The sequence below is a fragment of the Burkholderia sp. BCC1638 genome, assembly GCF_902833195.1.
GTDB classification, from domain to species: Bacteria; Pseudomonadota; Gammaproteobacteria; order Burkholderiales; family Burkholderiaceae; genus Burkholderia; species Burkholderia diffusa.
In genome coordinates this window covers 26,940-47,442 of record NZ_CADFEC010000012.1, presented here as the reverse complement: position 1 = coordinate 47,442, position 20,503 = coordinate 26,940, and the positions used below count along the sequence as shown (strand labels likewise).

18 protein-coding genes are annotated in these 20,503 nt (G+C 67.0%); 8 read left to right on the top strand and 10 right to left on the bottom strand.

Annotated elements, in window-relative coordinates; translation table 11 throughout:
* Positions 1-556 precede the first annotated feature (556 nt).
* The gene (locus HWX22_RS16250; RefSeq protein WP_082725381.1) at positions 557-931 is read left to right on the top strand and encodes a YXWGXW repeat-containing protein; all 375 of its coding nucleotides are present in this window, start codon (positions 557-559) and stop codon (positions 929-931) included.
* A 288-nt stretch (positions 932-1,219) separates the two neighbouring features.
* On the opposite strand, the gene HWX22_RS16245 is transcribed toward HWX22_RS16250, so the two are convergent.
* Positions 1,220-1,606, bottom strand: a complete 387-nt coding sequence (locus HWX22_RS16245; RefSeq protein ID WP_175916064.1) for a helix-turn-helix domain-containing protein — start codon at positions 1,604-1,606, stop codon at positions 1,220-1,222.
* A gap of 253 nt (positions 1,607-1,859) precedes the next feature.
* Here HWX22_RS16245 and HWX22_RS16240 point away from each other — a divergent pair, with 253 nt between their 5' ends.
* Entirely contained in the window at positions 1,860-2,336 is a 477-nt protein-coding gene (locus tag HWX22_RS16240) for a nuclear transport factor 2 family protein (RefSeq protein WP_175916010.1), read from the top strand.
* 163 nt (positions 2,337-2,499) lie between these two features.
* Here HWX22_RS16240 and HWX22_RS16235 read toward each other — a convergent pair whose 3' ends face one another.
* Together HWX22_RS16235 and HWX22_RS32250 are read right to left on the bottom strand one after the other, a co-directional pair.
* Positions 2,500-3,111, bottom strand: coding sequence for a cysteine hydrolase family protein (locus HWX22_RS16235; protein WP_175916009.1), 612 nt, complete (start codon positions 3,109-3,111; stop codon positions 2,500-2,502).
* A 233-nt stretch (positions 3,112-3,344) separates the two neighbouring features.
* A complete protein-coding gene (locus tag HWX22_RS32250; protein ID WP_279610436.1) occupies positions 3,345-3,470 on the bottom strand; it encodes a hypothetical protein in 126 nt (41 codons plus the stop codon).
* A 189-nt stretch (positions 3,471-3,659) separates the two neighbouring features.
* Between HWX22_RS32250 and HWX22_RS16230 the strand changes: the two genes are divergently transcribed.
* On the top strand, positions 3,660-4,193 hold the full coding sequence (locus HWX22_RS16230) for a VOC family protein (RefSeq protein WP_175916008.1): 534 nt from the start codon (positions 3,660-3,662) through the stop codon (positions 4,191-4,193).
* Between the two features lie 40 nt (positions 4,194-4,233).
* On the top strand, positions 4,234-4,989 hold the full coding sequence (locus tag HWX22_RS16225) for a glucose 1-dehydrogenase (protein WP_059691849.1): 756 nt from the start codon (positions 4,234-4,236) through the stop codon (positions 4,987-4,989).
* Between the two features lie 139 nt (positions 4,990-5,128).
* Here HWX22_RS16225 and HWX22_RS16220 read toward each other — a convergent pair whose 3' ends face one another.
* From HWX22_RS16220 to HWX22_RS16205, 4 genes are all read right to left on the bottom strand, one after another.
* Positions 5,129-6,646, bottom strand: coding sequence for a cytosine permease (locus tag HWX22_RS16220; RefSeq protein ID WP_244135231.1), 1,518 nt, complete (start codon positions 6,644-6,646; stop codon positions 5,129-5,131).
* 321 nt (positions 6,647-6,967) lie between these two features.
* Positions 6,968-8,464, bottom strand: coding sequence for an efflux transporter outer membrane subunit (locus tag HWX22_RS16215; protein WP_175909396.1), 1,497 nt, complete (start codon positions 8,462-8,464; stop codon positions 6,968-6,970).
* Entirely contained in the window at positions 8,461-11,634 is a 3,174-nt protein-coding gene (locus HWX22_RS16210) for a multidrug efflux RND transporter permease subunit (protein WP_175916006.1), read from the bottom strand. The genes HWX22_RS16215 and HWX22_RS16210 overlap by 4 nt, the downstream gene beginning before the upstream one ends.
* A 13-nt stretch (positions 11,635-11,647) precedes the next feature.
* Entirely contained in the window at positions 11,648-12,862 is a 1,215-nt protein-coding gene (locus HWX22_RS16205; RefSeq protein ID WP_175916005.1) for an efflux RND transporter periplasmic adaptor subunit, read from the bottom strand.
* 79 nt (positions 12,863-12,941) lie between these two features.
* Here HWX22_RS16205 and soxR point away from each other — a divergent pair, with 79 nt between their 5' ends.
* Complete coding sequence (gene soxR / locus HWX22_RS16200) at positions 12,942-13,418, top strand: redox-sensitive transcriptional activator SoxR (protein ID WP_059526547.1); 477 nt, start codon at positions 12,942-12,944, stop codon at positions 13,416-13,418.
* Between the two features lie 23 nt (positions 13,419-13,441).
* Here soxR and HWX22_RS16195 read toward each other — a convergent pair whose 3' ends face one another.
* The gene (locus tag HWX22_RS16195) at positions 13,442-14,095 is read right to left on the bottom strand and encodes a TetR/AcrR family transcriptional regulator (protein WP_175916004.1); all 654 of its coding nucleotides are present in this window, start codon (positions 14,093-14,095) and stop codon (positions 13,442-13,444) included.
* Positions 14,096-14,243: 148 nt separating this feature from the next.
* Here HWX22_RS16195 and HWX22_RS16190 point away from each other — a divergent pair, with 148 nt between their 5' ends.
* Positions 14,244-15,536 (top strand): NAD(P)/FAD-dependent oxidoreductase, encoded by a 1,293-nt coding sequence (locus HWX22_RS16190; RefSeq protein WP_175916003.1) that lies wholly within the window; start codon positions 14,244-14,246, stop codon positions 15,534-15,536.
* A gap of 44 nt (positions 15,537-15,580) precedes the next feature.
* Positions 15,581-15,970, top strand: coding sequence for a DUF3331 domain-containing protein (locus HWX22_RS16185; RefSeq protein WP_175916002.1), 390 nt, complete (start codon positions 15,581-15,583; stop codon positions 15,968-15,970).
* On the opposite strand, the gene HWX22_RS16180 is transcribed toward HWX22_RS16185, so the two are convergent.
* Complete coding sequence (locus tag HWX22_RS16180) at positions 15,967-17,295, bottom strand: dicarboxylate/amino acid:cation symporter (RefSeq protein ID WP_059526554.1); 1,329 nt, start codon at positions 17,293-17,295, stop codon at positions 15,967-15,969. The two genes, HWX22_RS16185 and HWX22_RS16180, sit on opposite strands and share 4 nt — an antisense overlap.
* Before the next feature lie 230 nt (positions 17,296-17,525).
* Entirely contained in the window at positions 17,526-19,277 is a 1,752-nt protein-coding gene (ggt, locus tag HWX22_RS16175; protein WP_175916001.1) for a gamma-glutamyltransferase, read from the bottom strand.
* 343 nt (positions 19,278-19,620) lie between these two features.
* Between ggt and HWX22_RS16170 the strand changes: the two genes are divergently transcribed.
* Entirely contained in the window at positions 19,621-20,499 is an 879-nt protein-coding gene (locus HWX22_RS16170) for a MurR/RpiR family transcriptional regulator (RefSeq protein WP_059526560.1), read from the top strand.
* Positions 20,500-20,503 lie beyond the last annotated feature (4 nt).

Below are 20,503 nucleotides of genomic sequence, written 5' to 3'. Positions count from 1 at the left end.
TGCAACCGCCCGGGAGCGCCATCGGTCCTTCTGGCCGCGCCCGGATAGTTGCCCGTTTGGGAACCGTGAGTTTAGGGGTGTACCCTAGGGGCGCGATCTGCAAATAAAGAAATAAGCTTTTCCAGAACTAGAAATAATGAAAGTGGGCGCACCTTATAAGTATTTGTTTTAACGTCTTTTTTTGACTGATTGACGGATGCTTTTTGGAGGCTTTCATCGCACCATTCTTTCATGTCATCGTCTTGACGGTTGCATAGAAACAACAAACGGAATCGATGGAACCACGCAAAACCGGTAATTTTTACCCGAATCAGTCTCAAATATTGGGCCTACCCGCCTAAAACGCTGCGACCGAACTGTAAACACGCGGCGGTGCAGCCGTTGCCGTCCCTGTTGGACCGCCAGCGCCTGCAGAGTGGGATCGGTGGCGGGCGCCCCGGCTGCCCGCAGGTCGTCGTGACATGCGGTAACAGCCTTAACGCCCCGCGTAACCCGGCCCCGCGACCAGCCAGCTAACGTAAGGCAGCCCGAATACCTATTAGATAGAGGACTCGCCATGAATCGACGCTCGCTGTTGCGCGCCATCGGACTGACCGCCGCCGTCGCCGCCACCGGCGGTTGGCTGCGCACCGCCTCGGCCCAACCCGCACCGCCCGGGTATCGGCCTCCCGGGCCGCCTCCAGGCCCCGGCAGGCCGCCTTATTCCGATCGCCCGGGCTTCGCGCCACCCGCACTGCGACATGATCGCCGGCCACCGCCGCCGCGGCCGCATGGCTATATCTGGACCGACGGCTACTGGCGCTGGCAGCGCGGCCGCTATATATGGGTGCCCGGACGCTGGGTCGCTCGCCGCCCCGGGCGCAGGTGGGTGCCTGGATACTGGCGTCGCCAGGGGCGAGTGTGGGTCTACGTCGACGGTACCTGGCGATAAGTCGCCCGCGCCGGCCATCGGCCGGCGCGGTGCCGCTGCTTCCACGGCCTTGTCGATCGACACGTCGCGCCGTCCTGCATACGAATCGACCGATCGAGCGGAGGCGGATCGCCCCGCCACAACAGTTCATATCCGTCATACGCCGGTCGCCGCGCGTGCGTCGCACCCCTCGCGACGCCGCATGCGTGAGCAATTCGCTCAAAACATTCGGATAACGAAATCATCCGATGCTGCCGCAACACACGCATACAGTCGCGGATCGCCACACGCCCGCACGACGCACTCCGCTCAATGCCCGTTGCTCTCTAGCTCGCACGCACGGCGACGTGCGGCGCATATCGCACGATGATGTTCGTCGGCCCAACGAATCATCGCGTCCATCGGCGTCAGGAACGAACGCCCGAGGTCCGTCAGCGCATATTCGACGCGCGGCGGCACCTCGGCATACAGCGTGCGGCTGACGAAGCCGTCCTGCTCGAGCCGCTTGAGCGTGCGCGACAGCATCTGCTTCGATACGTCGCCGATCGCGCGGGCGAGTTCATTGAAACGCATCGTGCCGCCGGACAGCGCCTCGAGCACGAGCAGGCTCCATTGGTCGCCGATGCGATCAAGCACATCGCGGATCGGGCACGGCTGATCGAGTTCGACAGATTCGTCGGCGGACGTAAACGGCATGACGGGATTCTCTTTCACGGGCGATGCACGGTCACCGCGGCGTGACCTGCTCACTCCGCGGTGACTTCTTGTGACGGGTTCGCGGCAACTGTACCATTCGATCGACCCGATGGCCGCACGGATTTTCAAGTTCTGCGAAGCATACGGATGCGCACGGTCGGCACTCCTTCGCCCGCCGATGATGACGATCGGCGTCATCCGCGGTCGCGCACCGTGCGCCCACCCACGAACCCCCAGACAAGGAACCCGCCACATGTCACCGCTCCGCTCCCCCGTCCGCGCCGTTGCCGCGTTCGTCCTGCTTGCCGCATCGACCGCCGCGCCGGCCGCCGGTCATGTCACGCGCGACCTGGCCGCCGAGGAAGCCAACCGCCAGCTCGTGCTGACGTTCTACGACCGCTTCTTCAACAAGCACGAAGCGGTCGAGGCTGCCGCCGTCGTCGCCGACGACTACAAGCAGCACAACCCGCACGTGCCCGACGGCAAGAAGCCGTTCGTGTCGTACTTCGTCGGCGCGTTTCAGAAGAACCCCGAATCACGCGCGCAGATCGTCCGCAGCTCGACCGATGGTGACCTCGTCTATCTGCATGTGCATGCGACCGAGCGGCCGGGCGATCGCGGCGACGCGGTGGTCGACATCTTCCGCGTGAAGGACGGCAAGATCGTCGAGCACTGGGACGTGATCCAGTCGGTGCCCGAAAAGGCCGCGAACGCGAACACGATGTTCTGATCGGGCGGCCCGTGGACCGATGCTCGGCCGACCTCGCGACACGACGCTGCCCGGCACGCGCGAACGCCCCTACATCGGGCTTCGCCGCCACGCCCGTCCGACCGCGCCAGGGCCGTCGTCCGCCTGCGCGCGGCCGAGCACGGCTCGGGCCCGGCCGCGCGCATCAGGCGACGTCGAGCGCGAGCACCTGCCCGGTCGTCAGCACGTCGCCGAACGTGTCCGACAGCTCGGCCAGCGTGGCGCGGTGAAGGTCGCGGTGCGACACCGTGCCGCCGTCCGCGACATCGAGGTCGCGCGTCGCGCACGCGTCGTCGACGACGATCACCGCGTAGCCGAGAGGCACGGCATCGCGGGCCGCGCCGGCGACGCACGCATGCGTCATCAGCCCGGTGACGATCAGCGTGTCGATGCCGGCCGCCTTCAGGCGCGCGTCGAGGTCCGTCGTCGGAAACACGCTCACCGACGTCTTCTTCACGACCGCGTGATGCGGCGCCGGCTGCAGGTCCGCATGAAAGCGGAAGCCGTCGCTGCCGTCGGCGAAGAGCGGGCCGCCGGCCGCGCCGACGTGCTGGACGTGGAATACCGGGATGCCGGCGCGATCGGCGAACGCGATCACGCGTCGCGCATTGCCCAGCGCGCGCGGCCCTTCCGGAATCGGCAGGCGGCCGCTGAAATATTCGTTCTGGAAATCGATCACCAGCAGCGCGGTGCGGGCGGCATCGATCGACGTCGGCGCGCTCGCGCCGGCCAGGGTACGGATGGTCGGATGTTGCATGGGTCGCTCTCTACTCAAGGTTGGCACATCGAACGAAACGGCGGCCCGGCAAGGCCCGCGCCACCGCACGCAGCCTTGCGGCAGGTCGCCACCGTGCGTGGGCTGGCCTGCCGTGACCGCGAGGCGCCAGTGTCGTGCCGTGCGGCCCCGCGCGACAGCGGCCCGCAGGACAACGTCCGACAGGATCGGGCCAACCTGCGCGCAGCCGTCTACGACAGCGCGACCGCGCACCTTTAGCGCACCATCATCACGAAGCTGAGCGGGAAGCCCGAGCCGCCGATCCACAACAGCCTGGTCTCGCCGAATACGGGCAGCAGGTTCGTGAGCGGCTCGCCCGAAAACTGCCGGCTGACGGTCAAGGCCCCGAACGCGCGACAACGCGCAGACGCGCCCACTCGCTTCTCCCCCACCGCGCCGCGTCCCCGCGGCTAGTCCGTTTGGATGGCACGAAGCGCCAGGTTTATTGCCATCATGGCCGTCATTCGTCGCACGCCGCATGCCGCATCGAACGGCGCCGCGCACGCTCGCGCCCCCGCCACGGAGACATCATGAACGCCCCCGTCCTCGGCCCCGTCGACCAGATCGGCTATGTGGTCGCCGATCTCGATCGCAGCATCGCGCGCTGGCGCGCCCGCCACGATGCGGGCCCGTGGACCGTGTTCCGCGACGTGCGTCTCGACGGCCGCTACCTCGGTGAAACGGTGACGGTCACGATGGATGTCGGGCTCGCGTATCTCGGCGGCGTGCAGATCGAACTGATCCACGTGACGAACGATGCGCCGTCGCCATACCGCGACGCGCACGGGCAACCGCTCGCGGGCCTGCATCACGTCGCATGGGTGGTCGACGATCTCGATGCCGCGGTGGCGCGGCTCACGGCGCGCGGCCTGCGCGTCGTGTTCGAAGCGCGCAACCCGGCCACGCGCGTCGCCTACCTCGACGACGCCGACGATCCCGGCGTGCGCGTCGAAGTGATCGAAGGCGCCGGCATGCGCGACATGATCGCGCGCGGCATCGCCGAAGCACGCGCATGGGATGGCGCCGATCCGGTCCGCATCATCGACGCGCCGGCCGCCGCATGAGCGGGCTCGTGCGTCCCCCTTCACTCACAGGAGCAACACGATGAAACGACTCGAAGGTAAGGTGGCGCTGATCACGGGCGGTGCCCGCGGCCAGGGCGAGGCGGAGGCACGCCGGTTCGTCGCCGAAGGCGCACGCGTTGTGATCGCCGACGTGCTGGACGACGCCGGCCAACGCGTCGCGGCCGAACTCGGCGACGCCGCACGCTACCAGCATCTCGACGTGACGAACGAAGACGACTGGCACACCGCCGTTCACGCGACGCTCGCGCACTTCGGCCGGCTGGACGTCCTCGTGAACAACGCGGCGATCCTGAAGCTCGTGCCGATCGAGTCCTGTTCGCTCGACGACTATCGCAGGGTGATCGACGTGAACCAGGTCGGCTGCTGGCTCGGCATGAAATCGGCATTGGCCGCGCTGAAGGACGCGGGCGGCGGCTCGATCGTCAACGTGTCGTCGACGGCCGGGATGGAAGGCGTGGCCGGCGGCAGCGCGTATGTGTCGAGCAAGTTCGCCGTACGCGGGATGACGAAGGCCGCCGCGCTCGAGTTCGGCCGCTATGGAATCCGCGTGAACTCGGTCCATCCGGGCGGCATCGACACCGTGATGGCACGCCCGCCGGAATACGCCGATTTCGACCCGTCGTCGATCTACAGCGGGCTGCCGATCGCGCGCATCGGCAAACCCGACGAAGTGGCGAGCCTCGTGCTGTTTCTCGCGTCCGACGAATCCGCGTATTGCACGGGCTCGGAGTTCATCGTCGACGGCGGAATGCTCGCGGGCAGCACGTTCCACTGATCCGCGGCGGGGTCGACGGGCAGGTCCGGCCGCCCATCCGCACCGACCATCAAGCGTCCGAAAACGACCATGCCGCCGGCGGCTTTCCCGCGCAGCGGCACGATGGTTTCCGAAACGAAGCAGCAAACGATGCGGCGCTTCAATACCCCTTCGGCTGGATCGCCGGCGCGCCGACAGCACGCGCCGCCTGCCCTCGGCCGCGCACCAGGAAGCGTCCGTTCGGGCCGTACACGCCGTCCGCTTCCGGATGCACCGTCAGCAGCACGAAATACAGCAATCCGCCGACCAGCAACGACACCGGCACGCTGAGATCGAGCCCGCCCGCCAAGGCGCCGAGCGGCCCGACGAACTGGCCCGGCAGATTCACGAACGACAGCCCGATGAACGCCGCCGGCAGCCACGCGCCCATCGCGCGCAGGTTCCAGCCGTGCGTGAACCAGTAGTGGCCGCCGCGCAGCCCGCGATTGAATACCTGCAGGTCGTCGGCGAGATAGAAGCCGCGACGCGTCACGTAGCCGATCACCATGATCGCCATCCACGGGCAGCTGAACGTGTCGATCAGCGTCGAGAACGTCGCGACGCTTTCGACGAGGTTGAACCAGAAACGCCCGACGAAGATGAACGCGATCGCGATCGTGCCGATCAGCAGCGTCGCACGCACACGGTTCAGGACGCGCGGAAACATGCTCGACACGTCGAGGCCCGTGCCGTACAGCGCGGTCGTGCCGGTCGACATCCCGCCGATGATCGCGATCAGGCACATGGGCAGCAGAAACCAGCGCGGCGATACGGCGAGCAGCCCGCCGACATAGTCGTTCGATGCGATGAACGCGGGCGCCTTCGACGCGATGATCGTCGCGGTCGCGAGGCCGAAGAAGAACGGCACGAAGGTCGCGATCTGCGCGGCAAACACTGCGCCCATCACGTGCCGCTTCGGCGTCTGTTGCGGGATGTAGCGCGCCCAGTCGCCGAGCGTCGACGCGAACGACACCGGGTTGCTCAACGCGACCAGCACCGCGCCGACGAACGCGGCCCAGAAACCCGCACTGCCCTGGCCCAGCGTGCCCGCGTAGTTCATGTCGAACATCCCCGCGAACGCGAACAGGCCGGCGACGAACAACAGGCTCGCCGCCCACACGGCGATCTTGTTGACCCACAGCATGAAGCGAAAGCCGTAGACGCAGACGATCAGCACGAGCACCGCGAACACCATGTACGCGGCGCCGAGCGTGAAGCCGTTGACCGGCACGCCGACCATGTTGTGCGCGCCGCCGACGAGCGCGTCGCCGGAACTCCACACCGCGAGCGAGAAGAACGCGATCGACGTGAGCAGCGCGAGAAACGAACCGACGATCCGGCCGTGGATGCCGAAATGCGCGCCGGACGACACGGGGTCGCTCGTACCGTTGCGCGGACCGAACAGGCTCATCGGCGCGAGGATGCAGGTGCCGGCGAGCACGCCGAGCACGATCGCGCATACGCCCGCCTTGAACGACAGCCCGACCAGCACGGGGAAGCTGCCGAGCACCGACGTGGAAAACGTATTGCAGCCGCCGAACAGCAACCGGAACAGATCGATCGGACGTGCATAGCGCGATGCGTCGGGAATCCGCTCGAAACCGAACGATTCAACTTGCGTAATCCTGCCTTCAGCCATTTGTCTCCAACTCCTCTGGTGCATCGGTACGGCCTGCGACTTCGGCCATACGACACATCGTCATCAATTTGCGGCCACTCTAAACCGGATCGGGCGGCGCAAATATCACGCATTCAAGACGTTTACGACGAAGGAGAACAATGTTTCGCGGCCGGAAATCGGCCGCGTGCCGCGCCGCGCATGCGGTGCGGGCGATGCAAGGCAGGTACGACGGCGAAGCGCGGGGCCGCCGCCAGCAGACAGCGGAACCACAGCCCGGCGCTCACTCCTGCTGAACGGCGGGCAGACGCACCGCGCCCGCCCGCCGCGCGGCCCGGCGTGCTACTGCACCGATCGCGCGAGCGGCCCCGGTGCGGCCTGCGCCGTTCCCGCCGGCCAGCCGCCCGCGAGCGCCTTGTACAGCGCGACCGTCGACGCCGCGCTGCGCACCCGCCCGTCGGCCGCCGCGTCCTGCGCCTGCAGCAGCGTCCGCTGCGCGTCGAGCACTTCGTAATAGTCGATCGCGCCCGCCGAGAAGCGCGTCTGCGCGAGCTGCGCCGCGCGTGCGCTGTCGTCCGCCGCCCGCACGAGGTGGGCGGTCTCGTCCCGCGTGCGGGCGACACGCAGCAGCGCGTTCTCGGTTTCCTCCAGTGCGCCGAGCACGGTCTGACGGTATTGCGCGAGCTGGCCGGCCGCCTCAGCGTCGCTCGCCGCGATCCGCGCGCGCACGCGGCCGACGTCGAGGAACGACCAGTCGACGCCGAGCGCGATCAGGTTCGTGTCACTGCCCGCACGGAAGAACCCATAGCTGCTCGTCGCGCTGCCGAGCAGCCCCGACAGCGTGAAGCGCGGAAACAAGTCGGCCGTCGCGACGCCGACCCGCGCGGTCGCCGCATGCAGCCGCGCCTCGGCGGCCGCGACGTCGGGGCGCCTGCGCAGCAGGTCGCCCGGCGTGCCGGGATCGATGTCGACGGCAAGCGCCGGCAGCGGCACTGGCGTGCCTTTCGATGCGTCGGCGTTCGGCACGTCGAACCGGCCGATCAGCGCATCCGGCGTCTGTCCGGTCAACACCGCGAGCCGGTGCTCGTCGACGCCGATCGCCGCTTCGTACACGGCGATCCGCGACGTCGTCGATTCGAACTGCGCGCGCGCCCGCGCGGCATCGAGTTCGGAACCGCGCCCCGCGCCGACGCGCGCATTGATCAGCGCGAGCGTCTGCTTCTGGTTGTCGGCGTTCTCGCGTGCGATCCGAAGCCGCTCCTGCGAGCCGCGCAGATCCACGTACGTGCTCGCGACCTCGCCCGCGATCGCGACACGCACCGCGCGCACGTCGGCTGCGCTCGCGGCCGTTTCCGCGCGCTGCGACTCGATCGACCGGCGCACGCGGCCGAACAGGTCCAGTTCCCACGCCGCGTTGATTCCGACATTGGAGATCGGCGTATCGCGCTGGCTGCGCGGCGCGCCGAACGCCTGGTCCTTGCTCATCAGCTGGTGGCCGATCCGGCCGCTCGCGGTAATCGTCGGATAGCGGTCGAATGTGGCCTGCGACAACAGCGCGTTCGATGCGTCGTAGCGCGATACGGCGACCTGCAGGTCCTGGTTCGCCGCGAGCGCCGCGTCGATCAACTGCGTGAGCGCCGGGTCGCCGAAGCCGCGCCAGAATGTGGCATCGGCAGCCGCCGACGCATCAGGCGACGACGCATCCTGCGTGGCCGGATGCGCGTCGCGTGCGAAGCGCGCGGCGGCCGCGGTGTCGGGCCGTTTGAAGTCGGGGCCGACCGCGCACGCGGCAAGCGTCACCGACATCGCGAGCGCGGAAAGACGGAAAGCAGCGCTCATCGGTTTTCTCCTTCGAGGGTGCCATGCTGTTCGCTCCACACGGCCGGCGTGCCGCCCGCGAGCTTGCGGATCGCCACATAGAACACGGGCGTGAGGAACAGCCCGAACAACGTGACGCCAAGCATCCCCGCGAACACGGTGACGCCGGTGGCCGCGCGCACCTCGCTGCCCGCGCCGCTGCCGACCAGCAGCGGCACCGAGCCCGCGATGAACGCGACCGACGTCATCACGATCGGCCGCAACCGCAGCCTGCACGCCTCCAACGCCGCGTCGATCACGCCCTTGCCCTGGATTTCGAGCTCGCGCGCAAACTCGACGATCAGGATCGCGTTCTTGCACGCGAGACCCATCAGCACGACGAGACCGACCTGCACGAACACGTTGTTGTCGCCGCCGGACAGCCATACGCCGAACAGCGACGCGCACATGCACACCGGCACGATCAGGATCACCGCGAGCGGCAGCGTCCAGCTCTCGTACAGCGACGCAAGCACGAGGAACACGAGCATCACCGCCAGCGGGAACACGACGATCGCCGCGTTGCTCTGCGTGACCTGCTGGTAGCTGAGGTCGGTCCATTCGAGCGTGATGCCCGGCGGCAGCACGTCTTTCGCGATCTGCTGCAGCTTCGCGATCGCCTGCGACGACGACATCGCCTTCGGGTCCGCGTCGCCGATCAGGTCCGCGGCCGGATAGCCGTTGTAGCGGACGACCGGATCCGGCCCGGACGCGGGCGCGACCGTCACCATCGAGCCGATCGGCACCATCTCGCCTTTCGCGTTGCGCGTGTGCAGGTTCGCGATGTCGGCGGCCGTCTGCCGGTGACCGGCATCGGCCTGCGCCATCACGCGGTACACGCGGCCGAATGCATTGAAGTCGTTCACGTACATCGAGCCCAGATAGACCTGCAGCGTGTTGAACAGATCGGTCAGCGCGACGCCCTGCGCCTTCGCCTTAAGCCGGTCGACCTTCACCTCGAGCTGCGGGATGTTCGCCTGGTACGCGCTGACGGGGTAGCTCATCCCCGGCGTCTTCGCGACCGCGGCCTGGAATGCCGTCAACGCCTTCTGCAATTCGCCGTAGCCGAGCCCGCCGCGATCCTCGAGATACAGCGAGTAGCCCGAACCGTTTCCGAGGCCCTGGATCGGCGGCGGCATCAGCGCATAGGTGATGCCGCCGCCGATTGCCGCGAAGCGCGCGTTCAGGTCCGCGTTGATCTGCGCGGCGCTGCGGTGACGCTGGTCGAACGGCTTCAGGATCACGTACGAGTTCGTGATGTTCGGTGTATTCACGCCCTGCAGCGCGTTCAGTCCGGCGAACGCCGGCACCATCTCGACGCCGTCGGTGCCGAGCGCGATCTTCGTCATCTGCTCGGTCACCGCGCTGGTGCGCGCGAGCGACGCGCCTTCCGGCAACTTCGCGCCGGCGAACAGATACAACTTGTCCTGCACGGGAATGAAGCCGCCCGGCACTGCGTTGAACAGCAGCGCGGTCGCCGCGAGCAGGGCCGCATAGACCGCGAACACCGCGCCGCGCCGCTTCAGCGTGCGCGCGACGACGCCGTGATAGCGACCGGAACTGCGCTCGAAGAAGCGGTTGAACGGATGAAACAGCCAGCCGAATGCGCGGTCGAGCGCACGCGTGAGCGCATCCTTCGGCGCGCCGTGCGGGCGCAGCAGTTTCGCGGCGAGCGCGGGTGACAGCGTGAGCGAATTGACCGCGGAAATCACCGTCGAGATTGCGATCGTCACCGCGAACTGCTTGTAGAACTGGCCGGTCACGCCCGACATGAACGCCATCGGCACGAACACCGCGCACAGCACAAGCGCGATCGCGACGATCGGCCCCGACACCTCGCGCATCGCCTGATGCGCGGCGTCGCGCGGGCTCAGCCCCTGTGCGATGTTGCGCTCGACGTTCTCGACCACCACGATCGCATCGTCGACGACGATCCCGATCGCGAGCACGAGCCCGAACAGCGTCAGCGTATTGATCGAATAGCCGAGCAGGTAGAGCCATGCAAACGTGCCGACCACCGACACCGGCACCGCGACGAGCGGAATGATCGACGCGCGCCAGGTCTGCAGGAACAGGATCACGACGAGCACGACCAGCACGACGGCCTCGATCAGCGTGTGCTGCACCGCGCGGATCGATTCGCGCACGAACACGGTCGGGTCCCACACCGGGCGATACGCGATGCCCGGCGGGAAGCGCTTCGACAGCTCGTCGAGCTTTGCATACACGGACTTCGCGACGTCGAGCGCGTTCGCGCCCGGTGACAGGAAGATGCCGACCACGGCCGAATGCCGGTCGTTGAAATACGAGCGCAGCGTGTAGTCGCCCGCACCGAGCTCGATGCGCGCGACGTCGGACAGCTTCACGACCTGGCCGTCGTCGCCATTGCGCAGCACGATGTCGCCGAATTCCTGCACCGTGCGCAGCCGGCCGCGCACGTTGATCGACACGAGGAAATCGTTCTTCTTCGGCGTCGGCTCCGCACCCAGCTGGCCGGCCGATACCTGCACGTTCTGCTCGCGCACCGCGGCGATCACGTCGCTCGCGGTCAGCCCGCGCGATGCGAGCCGGTTCGGGTCGAGCCAGAGCCGCATCGCGTAATCGCCGGAGCCGTACACGCCGACGTCGCCGATGCCGGTCAGGCGCGACAGCTCGTCCTTCACGTTCAACGTCAGGTAGTTGCGCAGATACAGCGAATCGCGGCTGTTGTCCGGCGAATAAAGGCTCACGTACATCAGCGGCGTCGGCGACTGCTTCTGCGTGGTCACGCCGTACTGGCGCACCTCGTCGGGCAGACGCGACAGCGCCTGGCTCACGCGGTTCTGCACGCGCACGGCGGCCGTGTCGGGATCGACGCCCTGCAGGAACGTGACGACGACCTGCAGGCTGCCGTCCGAGCCCGCGACCGACTTCATGTACATGATCCCTTCGACGCCGTTGATCGCTTCTTCCAGCGGCTCGGCGACCGATTCGGCGATTTCCTTCGGGTTCGCGCCAGGGTACGTCGCACGCACCACGACGCTCGGCGGCACGACTTCCGGATACTCGCCGGCCGGCAGCATCGGGATCGAGATCAGGCCGATCGCGAAGATGACGATCGACAGCACGACCGCGAAGATCGGCCGGTCGATGAAGAATCGGGAGAAATCCATCGCAGGTCTCCCGTTATTGCGCGGCCGGCGCGCCGGCGTCGGCCACGGCCTGCGTGCCGCTGCCCGGCCCGGCGCCGGTGCCCGCATCCGCGCGTGCGGGCAGCGCCTTCGGCTTCACCTGCGCACCCGGATAGTAGATCCGCTGCACGCCGTCGACGACCACGCGATCGCCCGACTGCAGCCCCTTTTCGACGATCCGCTCGCCGTCCAGCACACGGCCGATCGTCACGTCGCGACGCATCGCCTTGTCGCCGGCATCGATCACGTAGACATACTTACGATCCTGGTCGGTGAGCACTGCCTTGTCGTCGACGAGCAGCGCATCCTGGTCGCGGCCGCTGACGAGCTGCACGCGCGCATAGAGGCCCGGCGTGAACGTGTGATCCGCGTTCGGCAGCCGCACGCGCGCGCGGATCGTGCCGGTTTGCGGATCGAGCCGGTTGTCGAGGAAATCGACGGTACCCGCATGCGGGAAGCCCGTCTCGTTGGCGAGGCCCACGCGCACCGGATCCGCGCCGATCGCCCGATGCTTCGGGTCGGCGCGCCGCGCGTTGTAGCGCAGGTAGCTCTGCTCGTCGCAATCGAAATACACGTAGACGGGGTCCTGCGACACGACCGTCGTCAGCAGCGTGTCGTCCGCGCGCGCGAGGTTGCCGGCGGTCGCGATCGCACGGCCGACGCGCCCCGCGATCGGCGCACGCACTTCGGTGAAGCCGAGATTGAGCTTCGCGTCGGCGACGGCCGCGTCGGCCGCCCGCAGGTCGGCGCGCGCCTGCTCCGCGGTCGCGCGCGCGTTGTCGAGTTCCTCCTGGGAGGTTGCATGCGCATCGATCAGCGTCCGCACGCGCTTGAGCTGTACATCCGCGAGGCTCGCGGCCGCGCGCGCCCGCTGCTGCTGCGCGTTCGCGCGATCGAGCGCGATCCGGTACGGGCGTGGATCGATCTCGAACAGCACCGCGCCCTGCGCGACGAGGTCGCCCTCCTTGTACGCGATGCGCTGCAGATAGCCGCTCACGCGTGGCCGCAGCTCGACTGCGTCGACCGCTTCGACGCGTCCGTTGAATTCGTCCGCGAGGCGGATCGTGCGCGGCGCGACGGTCGTCACGCCGACTTCGGGCAACTGATGGGCCGACGATTCGCCTTTGCCGTCGTGACAGCCCGACAACGCCAGCAGCAATGCGCAGGCCGCGCCCAAAGGCGACGTCCTGCGTAGGGATAAGAAGAGCATGATGCCTCGCGACGGGTTAAACTGCCGCGTAGCATAAAAGTTGAAGTTAACTTCAAGTCAAGCTTTCCCGGAGGGCGTCATGGGTATCGACGAAACCCCGCAATGGCCGCTGATGTCGATCCGCGAAGTGGCCGCGCGCAGCGGCGTGCCGGCATCGACGTTGCGCTTCTATGAGAAGCGCGGGCTTATCAAGTCGCACCGCAACGGCTCGAGCCATCGTCACTATTCGCGTGCGGTGCTGCGGCTGATCGCGTTCATCGTGTTCGCGCAGAAGATCGGCTATTCGCTCGACGAGATCGCCGAACAGCTCGTGAGCCTGCCGGAAGACACCGCGCCGACCAACAAGGACTGGCAGCGGCTGTCGCGCGGCTGGAAGCAGCGCGTCGCGAACCGGATCGAGGAACTGCAGCGGCTCTACATCAACCTCGACGAATGCATCGGATGCGGCTGCCTGTCGCTGAAGCGCTGCAAGCTGACCAACCCCGAAGACCGCGCGGGCCGCAACGGGCCCGGCGCGCGGCGCTGGCTCGGCGACGCGCCGCCCGATCTCGACTGACGCGGGCGTCGCGCGCGCGGCGCTCAGACGCGCAGAATGCTGAGCGCGACGTCGAGCACGGCCTGCCGGAACGCATCCTGCCGCGTGGGCAGCGACGTGAACTCCAACATCATGTGGCTGTACGACACCGTCGTGCCGACCGCGCTCGCGATCATGAAGAACAGCACGTTCGGATCGACCGGGCGGATTTCGCCGGCCTCGACCGCGTCGGCCAGCAGCGGAAACATCGCGTCGTGATACGGGCGCACGATCCGCTGCTGCAGGCAGTCGAGCCGCCCGCCCTCTTCGGTCGCCGCCGTCGAGAAGAACATGCCGATGTCCGGCTCCTCGAATTCGTGGTCGACGCACAGCTCGATCGCGCGCCGCACGCGCTCGCGATGCGGCAATGACGACGTGCGCAGCGCGCGCAACGCTTTAAACAGCGGCTCGGCGAGATCGGCGATCTGCTCGACGACGGCCAGCCACAACGTTTCCTTCGCGCCGAAATGGTGGGCGATCAGCGCGGCGTCGATGCCCAGCTCGCGCGCGACCTCGCGCACGCTCGTCGCATCGTAGCCGCGCTTCGCGAACGTGCGACGCGCGGCCCGCAATATCACGTCCGGACCGACGGACGCCTCCGCCAGCGGCCGCCCCCGCGTACGCCGCTTCGACGGCGCGCGCTCAGTGACTTCAGCCACGTTTTCCTGCTCCCGTTGAATGAATCGAATGCCCGCGTTCGGGCCCCGGTTCCACATCGCCAGAACCGGGTCGCCTGCCCCGCTCCGTTGACACGCGAAGCCGGGAAGCGCTAGGATCATACATTATTCATCATGTGATGATTTATCCATGACAGCCCCTACTCGCATCGTGATCGTCGGCGGCGGCATCGCCGGATTGCAGCTCGCGACCCGCCTCGGCGAACGTCTCGGCCGCACCGGGCGCGCCCAGGTCACCGTCGTCGACCGCAGCCCGACCCATATCTGGAAGCCGATGCTGCACACGATCGCGGCCGGCACGCGCGACGTGCAGCAACAGCAGGTGATCTTCCTCGCCCATGCGCGCGATCACGGCTACACGTACCAGCCCGGCGAACTGACGGGGCTCGATCGTGCGCGTCGCCGCGTGCAGCTCGCCGAGATCCGCTCGCAGGACGGCGAACGAATGATCGACGCGCGCGAGCTCGAGTACGACGTGCTGATCCTCGCGCTCGGCAGCCAGGCCAACGATTTCGGCGTGCCGGGCGTGCGCGAGCACTGCTACTTCATCGACAGCCAGCAGCAAGCCGAAACCTTCAACGAAGCGTTGCGGATGCGCGTGTTTCGCAGCATCGCGCGCGACGAGCCGTTTCGCGTCGCGATCGTCGGTGCGGGCGCGACGGGCGTGGAGCTGGCGGCGGAACTGAGCCGGCTGCTGGAAGTGGCGCAGGCATATGGCGACGAGACGGTGCGCGAACGGCTGCGGCTGACGCTGCTCGAAAGCGGCCCGCGCATCCTCGCCGCGTTTCCGCCGCGGATTTCCGCGTCGGCGCAGCGGCGGCTCGAGCAGATCGGCTTTCACGTGCTGACGTCGACGCGCGTGACGGCAGCCGATGCGAACGGCTTCCACCATGGCGATGGTTCGTTCGCCGAAGCGGATCTGATGGTGTGGGCGGCCGGCGTGAAGGCGCCCGATTTCATGCAGGCGCTGGGCGGGCTCGACACGAACCGCGCGAACCAGATCCTGGTCGGGCCCACGTTGCAAGCCACGGCCGACGAGCACGTGTTCGCGATCGGCGATTGCGCGAGCCTGCAGCTCGACGGCCACGAGCGGCCGCTGCCGCCCACCGCGCAGGTCGCGGCCCAGCAGGCGGAGCATCTCGCGAAGCACTTGCCGGCATGGCTCGACGGCAAACCGCTGCCGCCGTTCGCGTTCCACGACTTCGGCGCGCTCGTGTCGATCAGCGACTACGACGCGTTCGGCACACTCGGGCAATTCGGGTTCTTTCGCGGCGGCTTCATCCAGGGGCGTTTCGCGCAATTCAGCCATCTGATGCTGTATCGGCGCCACCAGCAGGCGCTGCACGGATTTTCCAAGGCGACGCTGCTGTGGATCGCCGAACGGATCAACGGCTGCGTGCAGCCGCGCATCCGCCTGTCGTGATGCCGCACGTCGCGGCATCGCGTAACGTTTCGAGGGAAACAAAGATGAGCAACAGTGCAGTAGCCTGGCTCAAGACGGTCGCCGCGATCGGCAGCTTCGACATGCCGTCCGTCTCATGGGCCGCACCGCGACGGCGCAGCATCACGCGCGATCGCCTGCCGTCGTGGGACGCGACGAGCCAGCCGACGATCAGCGTGCTCGAACGTCCCACGGCCGACACCGTGATGATTTCGTGGCGCGACGCGTGCACCGGCCACTACGGTTATCAGAAGTGGCGGCTGTTCACGACGCGCAAGCGCGGCGTCTGTGCGCTGTCGGGGCAGCCGATCGCGCCCGGCGACAGCGTGTATGCGCCGCAACTGCTCGGCTCGGCGCCGGGCAACGCCGCCGCGATGGTGCTCGCGGCGTCCATCGACGAGGCGTGTGCCGCTTAAACGGACGTCGCCTGACCGGCACCATAGGCCGGTTCGCTGTTCTGCCGTTCCAGTTCCGCATCGAGATGCGCGGCATGCGCCAATGCTTCGGACTCCGACATCAGCTCGCCTTCCCACTTCGCGACCACCGCGCTGGCGATCGAATTGCCGACCGCATTGGTGGCCGAGCGGCCCATGTCGAGGAACGTGTCGACACCGAGGATCAGCAGCAGCCCCGCTTCCGGGATATCGAACTGATGCAGCGTCGCCGCGATCACGACGAGCGATGCGCGCGGCACGCCGGCCATCCCCTTCGACGTCAGCATCAGGACCAGCAGCATCGTGATCTGCGTGCCGAGCGACAGATGAATGTTGTACGCCTGTGCGATGAACAGCGACGCGAACGTGCAGTACATCATCGAGCCGTCGAGGTTGAACGAATAGCCCATCGGCATCACGAAGCTCGAGATCTTGCGTCGCACGCCGAACCGGTCGAGCGCGTCGAGGATCTTGGGATACGCGGCCTCGGAGCTCGCGGTCGCGAACGACAGCATGAACGCTTCCTTGATCAGCACGAGCAGCTTGAATACGCGGCGGCCGAGGAACAGCAGGCCGGCGATCACGAGCGTGCTCCACAGCAGGAACAGGCTGACGTAGAAGTCGCCCATGAACACCGCGAACTTCAGCAGCACCGACAGCCCGTTGACCGCGACGGTCGCGGCCATCGCCGCCAGCACCGCGAGCGGCGCGAGTTTCATCACGTAGCCGGTGATCTTCAGCATCACGTGCGCCAGCTGGTCGATCGCGGCCACGAGGATCTTGCCGCGCTCGCCAAGCGCCGACAGCGCGACGCCGAAGAACATCGAGAACACGACGATCTGCAGGATTTCGTTGTTCGCCATCGCCTCGGCGATCGACTTCGGCACCATGTGGCTGACGAAATCCTTCAGCGTGAACTTGGACGTTGCGAGATGCGCGGATGCGCCGATGTCCGGGAGCGGCAGGCCGAGGTTCTCACCGGGGCGCAGCAGGTTCGCCATCAACAGCCCGAGCAGCAGCGAGATCAGCGACGCGGTGACGAACCAGCCGAACGCCTTCACGAACACGCGCCCCACCGACGATGCGTCGCCCATGTGCGCGATGCCGACGACGAGCGTGGAGAACACCAGCGGCCCGATCACCATCTTGATCAGGCGCAGGAACACGTCGGACACGAGGGAGATGTAGCCGGCGATTTCGGTCGCCGCCTGCTTGTCGGGAAACTGCGTGTAGATCATGTAGCCGATGAAGATGCCGGCCGCCATCGCGAGCAGGATCCAGACTGCCGCAGACATTCGTTTGTTCATAACGGAACTCGACGCACGGTGCAGGAGTGAAAGAAAAAATACGCGCGCCGATGCCGTGCCACGGCGCACGTTGCGAGCAAGGCGGGCCCGGGACTCCGGGCACCCGCCACGCTCGATACTGCGAACGTCCGAGAACGGACGCGCTGTCGCTGCCGCGGCGCTCGCGCGAGGGCGAACGCCGGGGCAACCGTTCAGCCTGATGCAATCAAATCGAATCTCATCCGCTCAGGTCAGTAGCCGATCGCCGAACCGGCCGGCCGGCGCGGATCATTGACGCCGTAGATGTAGCCGACGCGCACGTTGCCGGACACCGACGAGTCGTTGCCGGAACTCTGACGGCTCGCCGCCTCGGTGCCGGGCAGGCCGACCAAGATCAGCTCCGCTGCGCCCCACGGCGTCTGCTCGACCATCTTGTAGCCCATGTTGCGCAGGATCGCGAGCGTGTCGGGCGACAGGCCGCGGGTTTCGTAATAGACCTGATCCGGCAGCCATTGATGATGGATGCGCGGCGCCCCGACCGCATCCTGCGGCGTCATTCCGTAGTCGATCACGTTCAGCACGGTCTGCAGCGTGATCGTGATGATGCGCGAGCCGCCCGGCGAGCCGACCACCATGAACACCTTGCCGTCCTTCTTCACGATCGTCGGCGCCATCGACGACAGCGGACGCTTGCCCGGTGCGATCGAGTTGCGCGTGCCCTGCACGAGGCCGAACAGGTTCTGCGCGCCGACCTTGACCGTGAAGTCGTCCATCTCGTCGTTCAGGAAGAAGCCCGTGCCCGGCGCGATCACCACGGCGCCGAAGCGGCCGTTGACCGTGTACGTGGTCGACACCGCGTTACCGTCGCGGTCGATGATCGAATAGTGAGTCGTCTCCGGCTTTTCGTGCACGCCGACACCCGGCTGCACATCGACCGACGCCGTCGCCGTGTCGCCGCTGATCTGCTTGCGGATCTCGGCCGCATAGGTCTTGCTCGTCAGCTTCGCGACCGGATTGTCGATGAAGTTCGGGTCGCCCAGCAGCGTGTTGCGATCCTCGTACGCGTGGCGCATCGCCTCGGTCATGTAGTGGACCACCGAAGCCGACTGGTAGCCGAACTTGCGCAGGTCATACCCTTCGAGGACGTTCAGCGTCTCGCACATCGTCACGCCGCCCGAGCTCGGCGGCGGCGCCGACACGAACTCGTAGCCGCGATACGTGCAGGTCAGCGGCGCCATGTCCTGCGCACGATACGACGCAAAGTCGGCCGCCGTGATCAGCCCGCCGCCGCGCTTCGCGGCCGCTTCGACGATCTTCGGAATCTCGCCGTGATAGAACGCGTCGGGGCCCTGCTCCGCGATGCGCTCGAGCGTGCGCGCCAGGTCCTTCTGCACCAGGCGGTCGCCCGGCTGCAGCGGCGTACCGTCCGGGCGCAGGAAGATGCGCGCGGCTTCCGGGTCCTTCTTGAAACGGTCGATCGTCGTGTCGAGGATGTCCGTATCGCCGCGCGTCAGCACGAAGCCGTCGCGCGCGAGCCGGATCGCCGGCGCCATCACCTGCCGACGCGTCAGCTTGCCGTACTTGCGCTGCGCGAGGTCGAGACCCGCGACCGTGCCCGGCACACCGACCGCGCGATAACCGTACAGGCTGTCGTCCGGAATGACGTTGCCGTTCGCATCGAGATACATGTTCGCGGACGCCGCGGCCGGCGCGGTCTCGCGGAAGTTGATGAAGCGGTCGCGGCCGTCCGCCAGGTGCAGGGTCATGAACCCGCCGCCGCCGATGTTGCCGCAGCACGGGTTGGTCACCGCTTGCGCGTAGCCGACCGCCACGGCGGCGTCGACCGCGTTGCCGCCTTCCTTCAGGATGTCGACGCCGATCTGCGACGCGAAGTGCTGCGACGACACGACCATGCCGTTCTTCGCTTCCACCGCGGGTTCCGAAGCGGCGAGCGCGCCTGCGCTCAGGGCCGACAACAGGGTGAGTACGACGAACCGCCTCATGACGGAATCCTCCAGACGAATGACCGGGCCTTGCCGGTCGACGTTGCTGATCCGGCATGTAATGAACGATACATTCCGGCGAGGCCGCGATCATACATCGGCATTTTGATCTCAAAACCTAGGGTTATCACTCAGCTTATGCGCGAGATCACGCGCTGATCGACCGCGTGGGATGTTCGTTTTATTACACATATGAATGTTTGACGCCCGGAGTGATGCGTCCCTCTAATCTGCGACCTCACGCGATTGGCGGCCTGTCGATGGGCTAACATGCATGGAGTCGCCGGCAGACGCATGTCTGCCGTTTGTCGTTCATTCAGATAAGAGCAAGCCGGAGTGCCCGATGGGGACAAGCATCAGGGCGTTGCTGCTATCCCAGATGGATAGCTTCACGCCGTCGGAACAGAAGGTCGCGCACGCGCTGCTGGATCGCTATCCGAGCCTCGGGCTCGGGCCGATCGCGAGCTTCGCGAAGCAAGCCGAAGTCAGCGACCCGACCGTGTTTCGCTTCGTCGTGCGGATCGGCTTTCCGAACTACCCGTCGTTTCAGCAGGCGCTGCACGACGAGATCGACACCGCGATGAATTCGCCGCTCGCGCGGATGGACGCCTTCCACTCGGAATCGGGGATGCGCGACAGCCATGCGGCGATCTTCCAGCGGCTTTCGCAATCGCTCGCCACCACGATCGAAGGACTCGATGCGGCGGCGTTCGACGAAGCGGTGACGCTGCTGGCCGATCCGGATATCCGCGTGTTCTGCGGCGGCGGACGTTATACCGCCCCGCTTGCGTCGCTGTTTTCCTTCACGCTCGCGTATGCGCGCCCGCATGTGCAATACGTCGAGCCGAACGTGAATCTCGCGTCGGTCTCGCTGACGGACATGGGGCCCGGCGACGTGCTCGTCATTTTCGATTTTCGCCGCTATCAGAAGGACAGCATCCGGTTCGCGCAGGCCGCGCACCGGCTCGGCGCGCGGATACTGCTGATCACCGACGAATGGCGCTCGCCGATCAGCGCGTTCGCCGAGATCGTGCTGCGGATCCAGGGGCGCCCGTTCGCGATGCTGCAGACCAATGTGCCGGCGCTCGCGCTCGCCGAAGCGCTGGTGATCGGCGTGACGAACCGGCTTCCCGAACTGGCGCGGCAGCGGATGGAAAAGATCGAGCGGCTGAGTACGGGCGGCAGCGAGCAGGATGCGAATCAGTGGGATTTGCCCGAATGACGGT

Bases quoted from the DNA above. Each gene is read 5' to 3' on its own strand.
- HWX22_RS16250 (WP_082725381.1), top strand. From the start codon at position 557: ATGAATCGACGCTCGCTGTTGCGCGCCATCGGACTGACCGCCGCCGTC.
- HWX22_RS16245 (WP_175916064.1), bottom strand. From the start codon at position 1,606: ATGCCGTTTACGTCCGCCGACGAATCTGTCGAACTCGATCAGCCGTGC.
- HWX22_RS16240 (WP_175916010.1), top strand. From the start codon at position 1,860: ATGTCACCGCTCCGCTCCCCCGTCCGCGCCGTTGCCGCGTTCGTCCTG.
- HWX22_RS16235 (WP_175916009.1), bottom strand. From the start codon at position 3,111: ATGCAACATCCGACCATCCGTACCCTGGCCGGCGCGAGCGCGCCGACG.
- HWX22_RS16230 (WP_175916008.1), top strand. From the start codon at position 3,660: ATGAACGCCCCCGTCCTCGGCCCCGTCGACCAGATCGGCTATGTGGTC.
- HWX22_RS16225 (WP_059691849.1), top strand. From the start codon at position 4,234: ATGAAACGACTCGAAGGTAAGGTGGCGCTGATCACGGGCGGTGCCCGC.
- HWX22_RS16220 (WP_244135231.1), bottom strand. From the start codon at position 6,646: ATGGCTGAAGGCAGGATTACGCAAGTTGAATCGTTCGGTTTCGAGCGG.
- HWX22_RS16215 (WP_175909396.1), bottom strand. From the start codon at position 8,464: ATGAGCGCTGCTTTCCGTCTTTCCGCGCTCGCGATGTCGGTGACGCTT.
- HWX22_RS16210 (WP_175916006.1), bottom strand. From the start codon at position 11,634: ATGGATTTCTCCCGATTCTTCATCGACCGGCCGATCTTCGCGGTCGTG.
- HWX22_RS16205 (WP_175916005.1), bottom strand. From the start codon at position 12,862: ATGCTCTTCTTATCCCTACGCAGGACGTCGCCTTTGGGCGCGGCCTGC.
- soxR (WP_059526547.1), top strand. From the start codon at position 12,942: ATGGGTATCGACGAAACCCCGCAATGGCCGCTGATGTCGATCCGCGAA.
- HWX22_RS16190 (WP_175916003.1), top strand. From the start codon at position 14,244: ATGACAGCCCCTACTCGCATCGTGATCGTCGGCGGCGGCATCGCCGGA.
- HWX22_RS16185 (WP_175916002.1), top strand. From the start codon at position 15,581: ATGAGCAACAGTGCAGTAGCCTGGCTCAAGACGGTCGCCGCGATCGGC.
- HWX22_RS16180 (WP_059526554.1), bottom strand. From the start codon at position 17,295: ATGAACAAACGAATGTCTGCGGCAGTCTGGATCCTGCTCGCGATGGCG.
- ggt (WP_175916001.1), bottom strand. From the start codon at position 19,277: ATGAGGCGGTTCGTCGTACTCACCCTGTTGTCGGCCCTGAGCGCAGGC.
- HWX22_RS16170 (WP_059526560.1), top strand. From the start codon at position 19,621: ATGGGGACAAGCATCAGGGCGTTGCTGCTATCCCAGATGGATAGCTTC.